Annotated in this window: 14 protein-coding genes and 1 riboswitch; of the genes, 12 read left to right on the top strand and 2 right to left on the bottom strand. The window is 69.1% G+C overall.

Translation table 11 applies throughout. From position 1 onward, the window contains the following. Nucleotides 1-107: 107 nt before the first annotated feature. Genes LZ199_RS26060 through LZ199_RS26090 form a run of 7 tightly spaced genes read left to right on the top strand, consistent with a single transcriptional unit; the run spans nucleotide 108 to nucleotide 6,537 of the window. On the top strand, nucleotides 108-1,307 hold the full coding sequence (locus LZ199_RS26060; protein ID WP_253996470.1) for an MDR/zinc-dependent alcohol dehydrogenase-like family protein: 1,200 nt from the start codon (nucleotides 108-110) through the stop codon (nucleotides 1,305-1,307). Then, nucleotides 1,304-2,071, top strand: a complete 768-nt coding sequence (locus LZ199_RS26065) for a DapH/DapD/GlmU-related protein (RefSeq protein WP_253996471.1) — start codon at nucleotides 1,304-1,306, stop codon at nucleotides 2,069-2,071. Before LZ199_RS26060 ends, LZ199_RS26065 begins: the two co-directional genes overlap by 4 nt. Beyond that, nucleotides 2,068-3,126, top strand: a complete 1,059-nt coding sequence (locus LZ199_RS26070; RefSeq protein WP_253996472.1) for a 3-oxoacyl-ACP synthase III family protein — start codon at nucleotides 2,068-2,070, stop codon at nucleotides 3,124-3,126. The genes LZ199_RS26065 and LZ199_RS26070 overlap by 4 nt, the downstream gene beginning before the upstream one ends. Before the next feature lie 17 nt (nucleotides 3,127-3,143). After that, nucleotides 3,144-3,380, top strand: a complete 237-nt coding sequence (locus tag LZ199_RS26075) for an acyl carrier protein (RefSeq protein ID WP_253996473.1) — start codon at nucleotides 3,144-3,146, stop codon at nucleotides 3,378-3,380. Beyond that, nucleotides 3,377-4,132, top strand: a complete 756-nt coding sequence (locus LZ199_RS26080; protein ID WP_253996474.1) for an SDR family NAD(P)-dependent oxidoreductase — start codon at nucleotides 3,377-3,379, stop codon at nucleotides 4,130-4,132. The genes LZ199_RS26075 and LZ199_RS26080 overlap by 4 nt, the downstream gene beginning before the upstream one ends. Next, entirely contained in the window at nucleotides 4,129-5,139 is a 1,011-nt protein-coding gene (locus LZ199_RS26085) for a 3-oxoacyl-ACP synthase III family protein (protein WP_253996475.1), read from the top strand. The genes LZ199_RS26080 and LZ199_RS26085 overlap by 4 nt, the downstream gene beginning before the upstream one ends. A gap of 18 nt (nucleotides 5,140-5,157) precedes the next feature. After that, nucleotides 5,158-6,537, top strand: a complete 1,380-nt coding sequence (locus LZ199_RS26090) for a class I adenylate-forming enzyme family protein (protein WP_253996476.1) — start codon at nucleotides 5,158-5,160, stop codon at nucleotides 6,535-6,537. Here the strand turns inward: LZ199_RS26090 and LZ199_RS26095 are convergent. Beyond that, nucleotides 6,513-7,454: a LysR family transcriptional regulator gene (locus LZ199_RS26095; protein WP_253996477.1), complete on the bottom strand. Its 942-nt coding sequence runs from the start codon at nucleotides 7,452-7,454 to the stop codon at nucleotides 6,513-6,515. The genes LZ199_RS26090 and LZ199_RS26095 overlap by 25 nt on opposite strands. Nucleotides 7,455-7,556: 102 nt before the next feature. Here LZ199_RS26095 and LZ199_RS26100 point away from each other — a divergent pair, with 102 nt between their 5' ends. Then, nucleotides 7,557-8,252, top strand: a complete 696-nt coding sequence (locus tag LZ199_RS26100; RefSeq protein WP_253996478.1) for a type 1 glutamine amidotransferase domain-containing protein — start codon at nucleotides 7,557-7,559, stop codon at nucleotides 8,250-8,252. 163 nt (nucleotides 8,253-8,415) lie between these two features. Here LZ199_RS26100 and LZ199_RS26105 read toward each other — a convergent pair whose 3' ends face one another. Then, the gene (locus LZ199_RS26105) at nucleotides 8,416-8,955 is read right to left on the bottom strand and encodes a hypothetical protein (RefSeq protein WP_253996479.1); all 540 of its coding nucleotides are present in this window, start codon (nucleotides 8,953-8,955) and stop codon (nucleotides 8,416-8,418) included. A gap of 171 nt (nucleotides 8,956-9,126) precedes the next feature. Beyond that, nucleotides 9,127-9,196, top strand: a riboswitch (S-adenosyl-L-homocysteine riboswitch). Nucleotides 9,197-9,284: 88 nt separating this feature from the next. On the opposite strand from LZ199_RS26105, the gene ahcY reads away from it, so the two are divergent. The 4 genes from ahcY (at nucleotide 9,285) to LZ199_RS26125 (ending at nucleotide 14,711) form a co-directional block, all read left to right on the top strand. Then, nucleotides 9,285-10,715 (top strand): adenosylhomocysteinase, encoded by a 1,431-nt coding sequence (gene ahcY, locus LZ199_RS26110; RefSeq protein ID WP_253996480.1) that lies wholly within the window; start codon nucleotides 9,285-9,287, stop codon nucleotides 10,713-10,715. Between the two features lie 99 nt (nucleotides 10,716-10,814). Further along, a complete protein-coding gene (locus LZ199_RS26115; RefSeq protein ID WP_253996481.1) occupies nucleotides 10,815-13,097 on the top strand; it encodes a patatin-like phospholipase family protein in 2,283 nt (760 codons plus the stop codon). Between the two features lie 52 nt (nucleotides 13,098-13,149). Then, nucleotides 13,150-14,358, top strand: coding sequence for an extracellular solute-binding protein (locus LZ199_RS26120; protein WP_253996482.1), 1,209 nt, complete (start codon nucleotides 13,150-13,152; stop codon nucleotides 14,356-14,358). Nucleotides 14,359-14,384: 26 nt separating this feature from the next. After that, nucleotides 14,385-14,711: a hypothetical protein gene (locus LZ199_RS26125; protein ID WP_253996483.1), complete on the top strand. Its 327-nt coding sequence runs from the start codon at nucleotides 14,385-14,387 to the stop codon at nucleotides 14,709-14,711. The last annotated feature ends 14 nt before the right edge of the window (nucleotides 14,712-14,725 follow it).

Here is a 14,725-nt window from a genome sequence, read left to right on the forward strand (position 1 = left end):
AGGGAAGGCACACCCCGGGCATTCTTGAGACATGAATCAGGATTCAACATCATCCCTCCACGTCGACGCGCCCTGTTTCTCTCCCACGGCGCCTCACTGGAGCGGTCATGCAAGAGGTGCAGGCCTGGGTCCTTCATCGCGGAGAGAGGCAACGGGACGGCAAGAGCGTCCCGGGTGAGCTCGTCCAGGAGTCCTTCGAGCTTCCCGACCTCGGTCCGGAGCACGTGCTCGCGGAGCCCCTCTATGGCTGCTGGGAGGGCAACATGGGCCACGCCCTCCAGCGCGTGCCCGTGGACATCTGTCGGCTGCGCCGGGAAGACAAGGTGGTCATCGGCAACGCGGGCGTGGTGCGCGTGCTGGAGACAGGCAGCGCCGTCACGCGCGTGCGCCCGGGAGACGTCTGCCTCGTGTTCTGCAACGCGGAGCAGGACGAGCACGGCTACCCCGTCAAGGTGCTGGCCTACGACGCCAGCCACACCATGGGCCTCCTCGCCCGGAGGACGCGACTCCCGGAGCGGGTGCTCGTCCCCCTCCCCCGCGATACGCGCCACTCATTGAAGCAGTGGGCCGCGTTCTCCCTGCGCTACATCACCGCGTGGTCCAACTGGCGGCTCGCCTACGGCTGCTGGCGCCTGCAGGTCAGCGAGTCCGACTGCCCCGCGCCCTTCGTCGTCGGCTGGGGCGGAGGCGTCTCCTACGCACAGCTTCGACTGGCGCGGTACGCCGGGTGCCGCGTGGCCATGGTCGCGTCCCAGGACGAGCGCCTGCGGCACCTGTCGTCCGTGGACATCATCCCCATCGACCGGCGCGAGTTCCCAGACTTGATGCTGGACCCGGCCCTCTTCGCCGCCGACTCCGGTTATCGCCAGCGCTACACGCAGTCGGAGAAGCGGTTCCTCGCGCGCGTGAAGGAGGCGGGGCGCGGGCAGGACGTCTCCATCTTCCTGGACCACATCGGCGCGCCACTCTTCCAGGCCACGCTGAAGGCGCTCGGCCGCCAGGGGGTGATTGCCACCGCCGGCTGGAAGCTCGGCGCGGAGCTCATCGACCTCTCGCGCTCCACCGAGTGCACCAGGCGCCACCAGCACATCCACACCCACTACGCGCGCTACTCGGAGGCCGTGGCGGCCGTGGGCTTCGCGGAGGAGATGGGCTGGCTGCCCCCCGTGGACCATGAGCGCGTCTACACCTGGGACGAGATTCCCCAGCTCGCGCGCGACGTCGAGGAGGCACGCGTCGCGTCCTACTTCCCCCTCTTCCAGGTCAACCCCGAGGCGCCGGCTCCCGTCCACCAGGAGGCCGCATGACGCAGGACGCGACGGAGACGCTCGCCACCGCGAGGCAGCGGTTCAAACATCAGTCCCGAGCCTTCGGCGTCGCGCGCGTGCTCCTCGTGGACCTCATCACGATGGCGTTCGCGCTGCCGCCGGGCCTCGTAGCGTGGTGGTCCTGCCTGCTCTACCTGCGGTGGTGCTGGGACAGGCCCGGGTTCGCGGCGTGGGCGCTGCTGGCGCCTGGAGTCCTCGTGGGCGTCTTCCTGGCGACGTGCTGGCTCACGCGCCTGTGCATCCCTCGCATGCGGCCGGGCACCTACCCGATGGAGCTGTCTCGGGACTATCTCGCCTGGTACTCGGTGCTCTGCCTGGGTCACGCGGTGCGCATCTCCGGACTCCAGCCGTTCTTCTTCACCTTCTACGTCACCAAGTATCTGTACTGGCGGGCCATGGGAGCGCGCATCGCGTACGGGGTGAACTCTTCAATCTTCGCCATCCTCGCGGACTACCCGCTGCTCACCATCGGCAAGGGCTGCACGATGGGCGCGAATGTCTTCGTCCTCGGCCACGTGTTCCTCGGCGACAAGGTCCAGCTCGGCGAGGTGCGCATCGGCGACAACGTGTTCCTCGGCGCCGGCGCCATGGTGGGGCCCCGGACGACCATCGGCGCGAGAAGCTGGATTGGCATCGGCAACAAGCTCCTGAAGGACACGCTGCCGGAGGACTCGCGCCTGGAGAACTTCGCGTGGGAGCACTTCAACCCGGCCCGCGCGCCCGCCGAAGCGAGCCCGCCATGAAGGTGCTGGAGCCGCGCCTGGGCATCCAGGTGCTGGGACATGGCCGCTCGTGGCCCGGCACGCGCACCGTGTCCAACGCGGAGCTGCTCGCCAGGGACCCCGAGCAGCACGGCCGCTCCGCCCAGGCGCTGGAGACGCTCGGTCGCAAGCTCCAGGCGCGGCTGGGATTCGGGCAGCGCCATCTCGCGCGACTGCCCGGGGCGCTCCCGGGTGAAGCGCCCCCCGCGCCCGGCGACGAGGAGACCAGCGAGTCCCTGGCACTGACGGCGACCCGGCGTGCGCTCGGAGACCGTGGCGGCGCCGATATCGAAGCGCTGATTCATGGCACGACGACGACGAGCCGCTACACGGGCTCGCAGGCGGCGGCCATCCTGGGGCGGCTCGGCGGTCATGCCTCGGCCTATGAGCTCAAGGCGGGGTGCTCCACCTCGCTGGCCAGCCTGCACCTCGCCATGTCGCTGCTGGGCAGTGGCTACGACAACGTGATGGTGAGCTGCGCGGAGACGCTGTCCAAGGTGATGAACCGGGCCCTCAAGGAGACCTGGTTCATCCTCGCGGATGGGGGCGCGGCCCTGTGGCTGCGCCGTGAGCCTACCTCGCCTGACTTCGAGGTGCGCCAGTGCCTCTACGCCACGGACGGGGCGCTGGTGGACCTGTACACGACGCCCGGGAGGCTGCCTCCGGACCGGAGCGTGCTCGAACAGGGGGGCTACGCGATGACGGGCGACGGCACCCGGCTTCGCGAGGAGGCGCTGCGGAGATACCTGGAGATGCTCCGCGCGATGTTCCCAGGCGGTCGGGGACTGGAGCGGGTCCGCTGGGTGGTGGCCCATCAAATCAACCGCAAGCTCATCGAGCAGGTCTGCGCGGAAGGCGGGCTCCAGGCCCAGCTCGTCTGGAGCGCGGACCGCATCGGCAACATCGGCGGTGCCTCGGTCCTGTTTTCGCTGTCGGAGGCGCTGGAGCAGGGGCTGTTCGCGCCGGGGGACTCGGTGCTGCTGATGAGCGTGGGCGGCGGGCTGTCCTTCGCGATGCAGCACTGGGTGAAGCGGTGACGAGGGAGCGCCACGACATGGACCTGCTCGAACGCATCAAGAAGGCGCTGCTCAGCGCGGGCATGGAGGAGCTGCCCACGGACACCTCCGAGAGCCTCGTCACGCATGGCATGGACAGCCTGATGATGGTGCTCGGCGTCGCGGCGCTGGAGAAGGAGCTGTCGCTGCGCATCTCCGGCAAGGACTTCTCCGAGCAGGCGTTCCACAGCCTCGACACGCTGGAGACCTGGCTGCGCGAGCTGGGCGCCACATGAGGGTCCTCATCACCGGAGGAGGCTCCGACATCGGACGCTCCATCGCCCGGCGACGAGCGGCCCTGGGGGACGAGGTGTTCGTGACGGCGTCCTCGGAGTCCTCGCTGGAGCCACTGCTGGCGCGATATCGCGAGGAAGGACTGAAGGCCCAGGGCCTGGTGCTGGACCTCGCGGCACCTGGGCGCAGCGAGGAGGTCCTGAGCGGCCTGCTCGCGGGCGGCCTCCAAGGGCTGGTGCTGAATGCGTGGACACGGAGGCCTCCCTTGCACCGCTTCCACGAGCTGCCGCAGGCCGCGCTCGAAGCCGATGTCACCGCGAACCTGATGGGCAATGTCTGGCTGCTGCGCCGCCTGCTGCCGTCGATGCTCGAGGCCCGCCGGGGCCGCATCGTCTTCATCTCCAGCGTCTCCACCGTCAGCGGCACGGGGCGCTATGGCGCGTATATCTTGTGCAAGTCCGCGCTGGAGGGACTGATGCGCAACCTGGCAGTGGACTACGGCGCGTTCAACGTCCTGTGCAACACCGTGCGGCTGGGGCTCTTCAAGACGACGCGCACGAAGAAGTACTGGTCCCGTCCGCACTACGTGGAGCGGATGGGCGGCGTCATTCCGCAAGGGTCGCTGGGCGAGCCCGAGCACGTCGGTGAAGCGCTCGACTCACTGCTGTCCGAGCACCAATACATCAACGGCGCGGTGCTGGACGTCACCGGGGGCCTGCCGATGGTCCGACTGGAAGGAGTGTTGAAGCCATGAGCTTCCTGAAGCCCACCGCACCGGTGTACCTGCTCGGCCCGCGCTCGTGGTTGCCGGCGAAGGTGATGACCAACCAGGACGTGCTGGACTGGATGGGGACGCGCGCGCGGCCCAGCTGGATTACCCACCGGACCGGCGTCGAGAAGCGGCACTGGGTGGAGCCGGAGCAGGCGTGCAGCGACGTCGCGGCGGCGGCGGCCCTGCGGCTGCTGGAGGACTACGCCATCGACCGGCGGCGCATCTCCCAGCTCCTGCTAGCCACCGTGTCGGGAGACTTTCCCACCCCGCCGACCTCTCCGCTGGTGCTGCCCAAGCTGGGTCTGGATGGCATTGGCGTACTGGACCTGGTGGCCGCCTGCGCGGGCTTCACCAGCGCCGTCCATGTCGGCGCGGGACTCGCGTTGGCCACGGGGAGCGACCATCTGGTCATCGCCGCGGACATCCGCTCCAAGTTCCTCAACCGCGAGGACCTGGCGACGACGGCCCTGTTCGGCGACGGGAGCGCGAGCTGTCTCGTCACCCCGCGCCCTGAACAGGCCGACTATCAGCTCATCGCGAGCGAGCTGGGCGCGGACGCATCCATGGCGGACATCATCGCCATCCGCGCGGGCGGCTCTCGCCTGCCCCACCACTTGAACGATGACCCGACCAAGGTCTTCCTCAAGATGGAGCATGGGGCCACGCTGTTCATGAAGGGCGTGGACAACATGTCGGCGGGCGCCGCCTCGCTCTTGCGACGGCTGGGAATGAGCGTGGCGGACGTGGACTGGTTCGTTCCCCATCAAGCCAACCTGCACCTCATCCGAGCCATCACCGACAAGCTTGGGGCAGACCCCGCGAAGGTGGTGGAGACCGTCCAGTTCACCGGCAACACGTCAGGGGCCAGCGTGGGCATCGCGCTCGCGCACCTCCAGGAGCAGCTCCCGCTGCGCGCGGGGCAGAGCGTCCTGCTCATCTCCGCGGGCGCGGGAGGCGCGTCCGCCTGCGCGCTGCTCAAGCGCCTCTAGCCACGAAGGCAGCCCGTCATGAGCCCCACACACGCCTTCACCCGGGCGGATGACGCCCCTGCTCTCATCCTCGGAGTGGAGACGTGCTCCTTCGCCGCGCTCCGACGAGAGGTCGAGGCCCTCAAGGCGCGCCTGGCGGATGTGCCGTCGGGGCTCGCCATCCTGAGGTTCCACCGGTCGCTCGCGTTTGTCGCCCGCTTCCTGGCCCTCTACGAAGCAGGGCATCCATTGGCCGTGTTCGCACACGACTGGACGGACTCGGAAGTCGAGGCGCGGCGAGCGAGCCTCGGGGACTGCTTCGAGCTGGATGAGGCGCTGTCCGTCACCTGGCGAAGCGGACGGACCGAGCCACTCCGCCATCCGGAGACCGCCGTCGTCCTGTTCACCTCCGGGAGCACGGGTGCGCCTCGGGCCGTGCAGCTCTCCCGGAGGAACATCGACGCGAACGTGGCCGCCGTCCTCACGTCGCTCGACTTCGCCTCGGTGTCCCGCCAGACGCTGTTCCTTCCGCTCTCCTATTCCTTCGGGCTGCTCGGGCAGTTGCTCCCCGCGCTGGCGGCGGGCATCCCCACGCACCTGCTCGCAAACCTCGTCGAACTCAAGCGGCTGCTCGATGAAGGGCGGCTGCAGGGGATGATCAGCGGAGTCCCTTCCCACCACGAGACGCTGTTGCGACTGCTGGGGGACGGGCCCTCGAACACGCGGGACGTCACCCACGTCGTCTCCGCTGGCGCGGCGCTGAGCCTGGAGCTGCGCCAACGCCTGACACGGGCCTTTCCCGCGAGCCGCGTCTACACCTGCTATGGCCAGACGGAGCTGGCTCCTCGGGTGCTCTGCCTGCGCAGCGACCACCCGGCCTTCTTCTCCTCCGCCACGGGCTTTCCGGTCGGCGCTCTCGCCGTGAAGCTCACCTCCGCGGGGGAGCTCTGCGTGCGAGGCGAGCAGGTGATGTTGGGGTATCTGGGGGCACCGGAGGCCACACGCGAGAAGGTCCGCGAGGAGGGCTGGCTTCACACGGGCGACGTGGCGGAGCTGAGTCCCCAGGGACTGGTGACGCTCCTGGGACGCAACGATGAGCTGCTCAAGGTCGGCGGGGAACGACTGAGCCCGCTCGAAATCGAGGCCGTCCTGCGTGTCCTGCCAGGGGTGACGGACGCCGCTGTGACGGGCCGCGAGGATGCCTTGTATGGAATGACATTGACGGCCTTCCTGCAGTTCGAGCCCGGAGCGCCCGGCCTCCTCAAGCGCGAGCTGCGGCAGACCCTGCGCGAGCACCTGTCTCCACACAAGGTCCCCACCGAGTTCTACCGGGTGGAGCAGCTCCCACGGACCTCGAATGGGAAGCTGCAACGGGCCCGACTGACGGAGTGCATTCACCCTGAGCGGCGCCTCGGCTGAGCTTCCATCCCGTGTCCCTCCAGCAGCCAGTCACGCACCGCGAGGAAGCGGGCCGTGGGAGCAGCGGCGCGGCGCCAGGCCACCCAGAGCGTGCCCCAGGGCCGCCGGGGTGAGCGCCGGCCCACCTCCGGTGTGAGCGCCACGACGCGGCCCTCTCGCACCGCGGGGTCCACCAGATAGTCGGGCAGCACCGTCACGCCCACGCCCGCTTCCGCCAGCGCCAGCATCTCATCCAGGTTGGCGATGCGGCACACCACCTGCGCGGGCAGGGGCTCCTTCGGGCCCAGCGTCGTCCTCCACCAGGGGCCGAGCATCGCCAGGTCAGCGTCGAAGGCGATGAAGCGATGGGCCCCGAAGTCCCGGGCACTTCGAGGTGTCCCCCACCGCTTCAGATAGGCGGGAGAGGCCACCGCCACGAAGCGCTCCTGCGCCACCTGCCGGACCTCCAATCCGGGTGCCTCTGGCAGGAGCCCGACGATGCCCAGGTCCAGCTCGCCCTCCAGCAGTCGGCGGGCGATGCGGCTCGGCACATCGAAGCGCACCTCCAGCTGAAGCTCGGGGTGTCGCGACAGGAGGCCCGGCAGGCGCGGGCGCAGCCAGTGTCGGAAGAAGGGCCAGGGCCCTCCGAGCGACACCTCACCGCGCACGGTGCGCTGAGTCTCGGACGCTTCCTCCAGGGCGGCATCCAGCACGGGCAGGTGCTCGCCCAGGCACGCGACGAGCGCCCCTCCAGCGGGTGTGAGTCGAGCCCGGCGCCCCACCCGCTCGAACAGGGCCACGCCCACCTGTCGATCCAGCGCCTTGAGCTGCTGCCCCACCGCGGAGGCGGTGATTCCCAGCCGGGCTGCGGCGGCGGCATGAGTCCCCGCGCGGCTCACCTCCCACAGCGTCCACAGGGCTTCGCGATTGCCAAGCATGGCTTCACTTTATGCGAAGACCCTCTCGGTTTTCTGGGGATGGGCGAGGGAATACTCCTCCCCCTGTCGGCCCCTCATCCCGGGGCCTGGAGGAGTCGCGCCATGGAAGCCCTGACCGCCGTGAAGGTCCTGCTGATTGTCACCAGTCATTCGCAGTTCGGAGATACCGGGGAGCGGACGGGCTTCTGGCTGGAGGAGCTGGCCGCGCCCTACGCACAGTTCTCGCAGGCCGGCGCCCATGTGGACATCGCGTCGCCCCAGGGAGGCGCGGCCCCCGTGGACCCGCGCAGCGAGAAGGAGTCGACGGACGCCACTCGGGCCTTCCTCGCCGATGCCCAGGCCACGAAGAAGCTGGCGCACACGCTCACGCTCGCGGAGGTGAAGGACACCTACGACGCGTACTTCGTGGTGGGCGGGCACGGCGTGATGTGGGACCTGGCGAAGCACGTCCCCCTGCACAAGCTGCTCACCACGGGCTACGCGCGCGGCGCCGTCATCGCGGCGGTCTGCCATGGCCCTGCGGCGTTGGTGGGCGTGAAGGGCCCGGATGGCGAGCCACTGGTGAACGGCAAGCGCGTGGCGGCCTTCAGCAACGCGGAGGAGAAGGCGGCGAAGTTCGACGCCATCGTCCCCTTCCCGCTGGAGACGCGGCTGCGCGAGCTGGGCGCGCGCTACGAATCCGGCCCGTTGTGGCAGAGCTTCGCGGTGCGCGACGGACGGCTGGTCACCGGACAGAACCCGGCCTCGTCCGCGGAGACGGCGCGCGAGGTGCTCCGTGCCCTGAAGGAGAAGAAGTAGTCCCCTCACGACAGCGCGGCACGAGTCCACCGGCGAGACAGGGCCGGTGGATTCAAAGGCAGTCGCGAATGGGGGTGAGGAATGCGTGCTCGCCCAAGGCCGAGTCACCCACACGGGCCAGGCACGCGCGGAACCACCGCGGCCTGGCCCGGGATGAAGCGGACTAGCTCCCCGACGCGCGCACCGTGCCACCGCTCGCCCAGTGGTCCACGGAGGCGTGCGACGCGGTGGTGTCGAGCAGCTCCGCCAGCAGCTTGGGGCTCGACACTTCGTCCGGCTCGAAGACGCCCAGCAGCGCCAGCTCCGGCTTGGCGTCGCCGTAGTGCTCCTCACCCACGGTGAGGAAGCTCGGGGTGTAGCTCACGCCAATCAGGCCGCTCACCAGCGGGGCGATCTTCAGCGACGCGCCATGGGCGTGCACCGGCCCGGCGGGAGCGCCGTTGCCCTTGACCAGGCCGATGTCGTGGCCCAGGAACCGGACCTCGTACGCCCGCGAGTCATCCCAGTGGGGAACCTGCTCGATGACCAGGGACAGGCTGCCCTCGGACTTCGCTCCGGCGTCCTGGTTCGCCTTCTCAATCAGCCCCTTGAGGGTCTCGAAGACCTGGGGAGCGAGGCCCGCCCAGCGCTCGCGACGGGCATAGGCCGCCCGGATGTTCTCGTTGATGGCCTTCAGCGATGCTCCAGCGCTTTTCGACGACATTGCGACCCCTCGGGGGTTGTTGGAAGGCGGCGATGCTGCCTCCCCGTCGGCGGTCCTGTCCAGCACCCGACTCCCCTCTCGGCCCGCAGGGGCGCTCCTGTCCGCCGGCCTGCTCGCCTGGAGGGCAATCTCCCTTTGAAATTCGCGGCGGCTTCTCGTAGTTTCGCCCGTGACTTCGAGGAGTGTTGCGAGGCCCCAGGCCCCAGGCTCGAAGCGCGGTACCCAACGGCACTCACCTGGACGCGTTGCTTGCGAGGGTGGGTCCGCTTTTTTGGCGGCTCGGGAGTTCCTCGCCAGCCCGCGCCGCAACCATCAGCAGGAGCCATGCCATGACCGCTGTTCCCCAGACCCAGAAGCAGGACCACGCCGTCGCCGACCTGTCGCTCGCCGCGTGGGGCCGCAAGGAGATCCGGATCGCCGAGAGCGAGATGCCCGCCCTCATGGCCATCCGCGACGAGTACGCGAAGCAGCAGCCGCTCAAGGGCGCGCGCGTCACGGGCTCGCTGCACATGACCATCCAGACGGCCGTGCTGGTGGAGACGCTGCAGGCCCTGGGCGCCGAGGTGCGCTGGGCGTCGTGCAACATCTTCTCCACGCAGGACCACGCCGCCGCCGCGCTGGTCGCCGCGGGCACGCCCGTGTTCGCCCACAAGGGCGAGACGCTGAAGGAGTACTGGGACTTCACCCACCGCATCTTCGAGTTCGGGCCCGCGGGCAGCGACCACGAAGGTCCGAACATGATTCTGGACGACGGCGGTGACGCGACGCTGCTGATGCACCTGGGCAAGCGCGCGGAGAAGGACGCGAGCCTGCTGGCCTCGCCCCAGAGCGAGGAGGAGCGCGAGCTGTACGCCTCCATCAAGGCGAAGCTGGCCCAGGACCCGACCTGGTACACGCGCAAGGCGGCGAAGATTCTCGGCGTCACCGAGGAGACGACGACGGGCGTGCACCGCCTCCAGGAGATGTCCGCGAAGGGCACCCTCCTGTTCCGCGCCATCAACGTCAACGACAGCGTGACGAAGAGCAAGTTCGACAACCTGTACGGCTGCCGCGAGTCGCTGGTGGACGGCATCAAGCGCGCCACCGACGTGATGATCGCCGGCAAGATTGCCGTCGTCGCCGGCTACGGAGACGTGGGCAAGGGCTCCGCGCAGGCGCTGCGCGCGCTGTCCGCCCAGGTGTGGGTCACCGAAATCGACCCCATCTGCGCGCTCCAGGCCGCGATGGAGGGCTACCGCGTCGTCACCATGGACTACGCCGCGGACAAGGCCGACATCTTCGTCACCGCCACGGGCAACAAGAGCGTCATCACCCATGACCACATGGCGAAGATGAAGGACCAGGCCATCGTCTGCAACATCGGCCACTTCGACAACGAAATCGAGGTCGCCTCCCTGGAGAAGTACCAGTGGGAGGAGATCAAGCCGCAGGTGGACCACGTCATCTTCCCGGACAACAAGCGCATCATCCTGCTCGCCAAGGGCCGGTTGGTGAACCTGGGCTGCGGCACGGGCCACCCCAGCTACGTGATGTCCAGCTCCTTCGCGAACCAGACCATCGCGCAGATTGAGCTGTACTCGCACAGCGACAAGTACCAGGTGGGCAAGGTGTACGTGCTGCCCAAGCACCTGGACGAGAAGGTCGCCCGGCTCCAGCTCAAGAAGCTCAACGCGCAGCTCACCGAGCTGACCCCGGAGCAGGCGTCGTACATCGGCGTGGAGAAGAGCGGCCCGTACAAGCAGGACACCTACCGCTACTAGGTCCCCCCCCCGCTGGGGCGCGAACCCGTGGACGGTTCGCGCCCCGTCGAGGACGGATGATGGTGCACCCTGGCCAGCAGGGGTCTACGGTCCGCGGCCATGGCTTCCGTCGCCACCTCGACCGCGCTCGCCCTGGCGTGCGCGCTGCTCCTCTTCAGCCCACCAGCGAAGTCCCAGCCGTTGGACCCGGACGCCCCGCCGATTTCAGCGGTCTCCCTCACCGTGAGCGGAGGCGTGTCCTTGGGCGTGTATGAAGCGGGCTTCCTGTACTACGCGCTCGCCTCGTCGCGGGGGAGCCAGCAGGTGGACCTCCGCCTGCTCACGGGCGCCTCCGCCGGCAGCCTGAACTCACTGCTGGCGGTGATGGCCGCCTGCGGCGCCGAAGCGTCCTCTCCCGAGAAGTCCCTGTTCTGGCGCACCTGGATTCCCATCGGGTTCGACGGCCTCTTCCTGCGGTCCTCGACGTCCCCGCTGGGCATCTTCTCGCGCGAGGCGCTGGAGCAAGGCGCGGCCGGCATCGAAGAGGCCTGGAAGAAGGGCCTGAGCCCCTCGTGTGACGTGGTGCTCGGCGTCTCCACCACGCGCGCGGAGCCCCGGGTCCTCTGGGCCGCGAACGACCGCCTGCCGCTGCCGCGCATCGAAGAGAAGTTCGCCATCCGCATCCAGGGCCGGGGCCCCGGCAAGCCGCCGCGCGCCACCAACTACACGACGCCGGGAAGCCGCCGCATGGAGCCGCTGCTCGTCACGGATGAGCAGGGCGAAATCCCCTTCGAGCACCTGCGAAACCTCATCCTGGCGTCGATGTCGTTCCCCGTGGCCTTCCCGCCCCACGAGCTGCCCACCTGCGAGTCGAGCAGCTCCAAGGCCACTCCTCCGGTGTGCCCCCAGGAGAAGGCCAGGACGGCGCGGTACATCGACGGCGGCATCTTCGACAACGCGCCGCTGCGGCTGGCGGTGGGGCTCGCCAGGGATGGCCTGCGGGCCTCCGACGGCAAGCTGCGCTGGCGCGACGTCCCCACGCCCGGGGTGCGCAACACGCCCAAGGGCATCTCCTTCGCGTTCGTCGACCCCGATGCCACCGAGTACCCCGCCCTTCCGCCCGCAGAGAGCCAGTCGGAGGCGACGTCCCTGCCGGTGGAGCTGGCCGGGCTCATCGCCGCCCTCGTGGACACGGCTCGCTCGAAGGAGCTGGCCCTGCTGCTGGAAGAGGAACCCGACATCGCCCGCCACCTCATCCTGCCGCGTCGCCACTTCCCGGCGGCGAGCGCCCCGCTCTTCGCGTTCCTGGGCTTCTTCGAGACCGAGTTCCGCACGTTCGACTTCTACCTGGGCATGTACGACGCGCGCAGGATGCTGGAGGACGTGACGGACAGGAGCGCGCGCTTCGCGGAGCCCATCGGCGAGCCCACCGAGGAGCCCGGCGGGTGGGCGCCGTTCACCTGCATGCGCGCCGTCTACGATGGCGCCTCGGACGCGACGCGGGCCTGCCAGGGAGACACGCTGGCGGACTTCCGCGCGCTGCTCCAGGTGTCCCTGGACCAGCTCTACTTCGCCTGCAGCACGGCCAAGAAGGAGACCGAGGGCGCCACCTGGCGCAACCGGCACTGCGACCGCGCCATGGCGGGGCAACCTCCCCCCAAGGTCCCCGGCGTCGCACCGCGCCGCTGGCCTGACTGGAAGAAGGGCGCGAAGGAGCCGGAGCTGGACTATTCGATGCGGCTGCTCGGGGCCTATGGCTTCCAGTTCCGCGACCTCGGCGTGGAGCAGGGGCGCGGAGACCTGGCCATCGTCCGCATCCGCGAGTCCATTGGACAGGCCCTCCACCGGCTCAGTTCGGCGCAGTCCGGCGCGGACAAGCAGGTGGTCGGCTTCGCGGGGAAGCTCGCGGCGGACAGCGTGGCCTTCGCCCCTCCGGACACGGTGCTGCACTTCACCATGGGCCCCACGCAGAGCGAGGTCGGCCTGAGCCTGGGCGCCTTCGCCTCCAAGCTCCCCACGGGCCTGCGCTTCGCCAGCGCCGTCGGCTTCCGGGGACTCGAGGATGTGTTCTCCTCCGGAAGTGGCGAGTCCTTCTCCGTGGCGCTCGTGGGCGGACTCGAATACCGACCGCGCACGGACCAGTCCTTCCTCGCGCAGAGCCGCTTCGGACTGCGCGCAGGATGGATGTTCAGCGCCAATGACGGCTATGGGACGCAAGACTGCGAGGGACGCGGCGCCAGCCGGGTGACGGCCTGCTCGCGCCCCGTCGTCCAGGCGCTCGCGGGCATGGCCTTCCTGGAGCGCTTCCGCGTCCAGCTCGTGGGCGAGTGGTATCCGGGCTCTTCCCACCGCAAGACGCTCTGGTCGATAGCGCCAGGCCTTGGCGTGGAACTCGCGCTCTGACCCGTGGCACGCTCCGGCTCCCTTCGAAAGACATTCCAAAGGAAGCCACGCCATGCATTGGAGAGCCCTGCTCTGCCCTGTCGTCCTCGCCCTGAGCGCCTGCTCGGAGTCACCCGACCCCACGCCCACCCCTCCCCGGCCGCTGAAGGCGGTCCTCTTCCCCTACATTCCAGACGCCGCGGGAGATGGCTTCGCGAGCCTCAAGCAGCGGCTCGAGGCCAACTTCGAGCAAGAGCACACGGACATCGACCTGGACATCGTGTTCGACTCGAACCTGGACCTCTATGACCTGGACGACGGCGGCGCGATGAACCAGCTGCTCGGCCAGGGCACGGGCGCGGCCCAGGTGGTGGAGGTGGATACACTGGTGCTCGGCTCGCTCGCCTCGAAGGGCTGGATTCAGCCTCTGTCGTTCGAAGTGGGCCCCTCGTATCCCGCCGCCGAGGAGGCCGTGCGCCTGTCCGGTGCGAGCTACGGCATGCCCACCTACCTGTGCACGTACGTCGTCTACTCACACAGCCCCCAACTCCAGACGGCCACGGATGCGGCGTCGCTGGTACGCATTCTCAGTGACGTGGCGCCCGGCAAGCGGCCCCTCGCGACGAACTTCGACGGGAGCTGGACGCTGCCCTCCTCGTACCTGGATGCCTGGGCCGACACGCATCCGGGCGCGTCGCTCTCCACCGCCATCTCCCTGCCGCTGGACTCGCCCACGGTGACGGCCTTCAAGACAGTCGTCGACAGCTGCTCGCTGGAGCCGGGCGTCAACCCGTGCATGGATGGCACCTACGACAGCAATACCGTGGCGGAAGAGGCCTTCGCGACGGAGCAAGCCAATGGCTTCATGGGCTACACCGAGCGCCTGTTCTACATCCGCCAGGCCCGGCCCACCCAGCCGCTCCCGGGAGTCATCTCGGTGCCGCTGGGCACGGGCTCCGCGCCCGCGGTCTTCGTGGATGCCCTGGTGCTCAACGCGAACTGCACCGGGACGTGCGCGGAGGATGCCGAGTCCTTCATGACGTTCATGAGCGACCCCGAGGTGCGCCGACTCATCGCCTTCAGCGAGGACGCCCCGCTGGGGACATCGCCCCGCTACCTGCTCCAGGCCAACCGCGCCTTCTACCAGCAGGAGCCCGCGCGCTCGGACCCCATGTACCAGAAGTATGAGCCGCTCTTGAATGGCGCCCGGCCCTATCCCAACCAGGGCTTCCCCGAGAACAGGCGGGCGATGCAGGCCGCGCTGAAGGAAGACCTGCAATAGCATCCCCCCTTTTCCAGGAAGGCCCCATGAGACTGTCCCTGCTGAGCCTGCTCTGCCTCGTCTTCTTCGCCGGCTGCGGAGACGACGAGTCCGACGTACCCAACTCCTCGCTCGCCACCTGCTCGTTCACCGACAAGTGCGCGAGCGCCGACGAGGCCTGCTACGTCAGCCAGGTCTGTGGCCCGCCCGGTCCGGGTGAGCTCTATTGCCAGGAGGAGAAGGGCGACCGGAAGTGTCACCGCCGCTGCGAGGGCAATGAGGCCTGCGGGCCCGGGGAGACGTGCCAGGAAGTGGAGTGGGTCCAGCGCACGGACACGCTGGACAGGGCCTCCTTCTGCTTCAAGTCGCGGTAGCCACCCACCGAAGA

The sequence above is a fragment of the Myxococcus qinghaiensis genome, from assembly GCF_024198215.1.
Taxonomy (GTDB): Bacteria; Myxococcota; Myxococcia; order Myxococcales; family Myxococcaceae; genus Myxococcus; species Myxococcus qinghaiensis.

Coding starts and splice junctions, on each gene's coding strand:
- LZ199_RS26060 (WP_253996470.1), top strand. CDS start 108: ATGCAAGAGGTGCAGGCCTGGGTCCTTCATCGCGGAGAGAGGCAACGG.
- LZ199_RS26065 (WP_253996471.1), top strand. CDS start 1,304: ATGACGCAGGACGCGACGGAGACGCTCGCCACCGCGAGGCAGCGGTTC.
- LZ199_RS26070 (WP_253996472.1), top strand. CDS start 2,068: ATGAAGGTGCTGGAGCCGCGCCTGGGCATCCAGGTGCTGGGACATGGC.
- LZ199_RS26075 (WP_253996473.1), top strand. CDS start 3,144: ATGGACCTGCTCGAACGCATCAAGAAGGCGCTGCTCAGCGCGGGCATG.
- LZ199_RS26080 (WP_253996474.1), top strand. CDS start 3,377: ATGAGGGTCCTCATCACCGGAGGAGGCTCCGACATCGGACGCTCCATC.
- LZ199_RS26085 (WP_253996475.1), top strand. CDS start 4,129: ATGAGCTTCCTGAAGCCCACCGCACCGGTGTACCTGCTCGGCCCGCGC.
- LZ199_RS26090 (WP_253996476.1), top strand. CDS start 5,158: ATGAGCCCCACACACGCCTTCACCCGGGCGGATGACGCCCCTGCTCTC.
- LZ199_RS26095 (WP_253996477.1), bottom strand. CDS start 7,454: ATGCTTGGCAATCGCGAAGCCCTGTGGACGCTGTGGGAGGTGAGCCGC.
- LZ199_RS26100 (WP_253996478.1), top strand. CDS start 7,557: ATGGAAGCCCTGACCGCCGTGAAGGTCCTGCTGATTGTCACCAGTCAT.
- LZ199_RS26105 (WP_253996479.1), bottom strand. CDS start 8,955: ATGTCGTCGAAAAGCGCTGGAGCATCGCTGAAGGCCATCAACGAGAAC.
- ahcY (WP_253996480.1), top strand. CDS start 9,285: ATGACCGCTGTTCCCCAGACCCAGAAGCAGGACCACGCCGTCGCCGAC.
- LZ199_RS26115 (WP_253996481.1), top strand. CDS start 10,815: ATGGCTTCCGTCGCCACCTCGACCGCGCTCGCCCTGGCGTGCGCGCTG.
- LZ199_RS26120 (WP_253996482.1), top strand. CDS start 13,150: ATGCATTGGAGAGCCCTGCTCTGCCCTGTCGTCCTCGCCCTGAGCGCC.
- LZ199_RS26125 (WP_253996483.1), top strand. CDS start 14,385: ATGAGACTGTCCCTGCTGAGCCTGCTCTGCCTCGTCTTCTTCGCCGGC.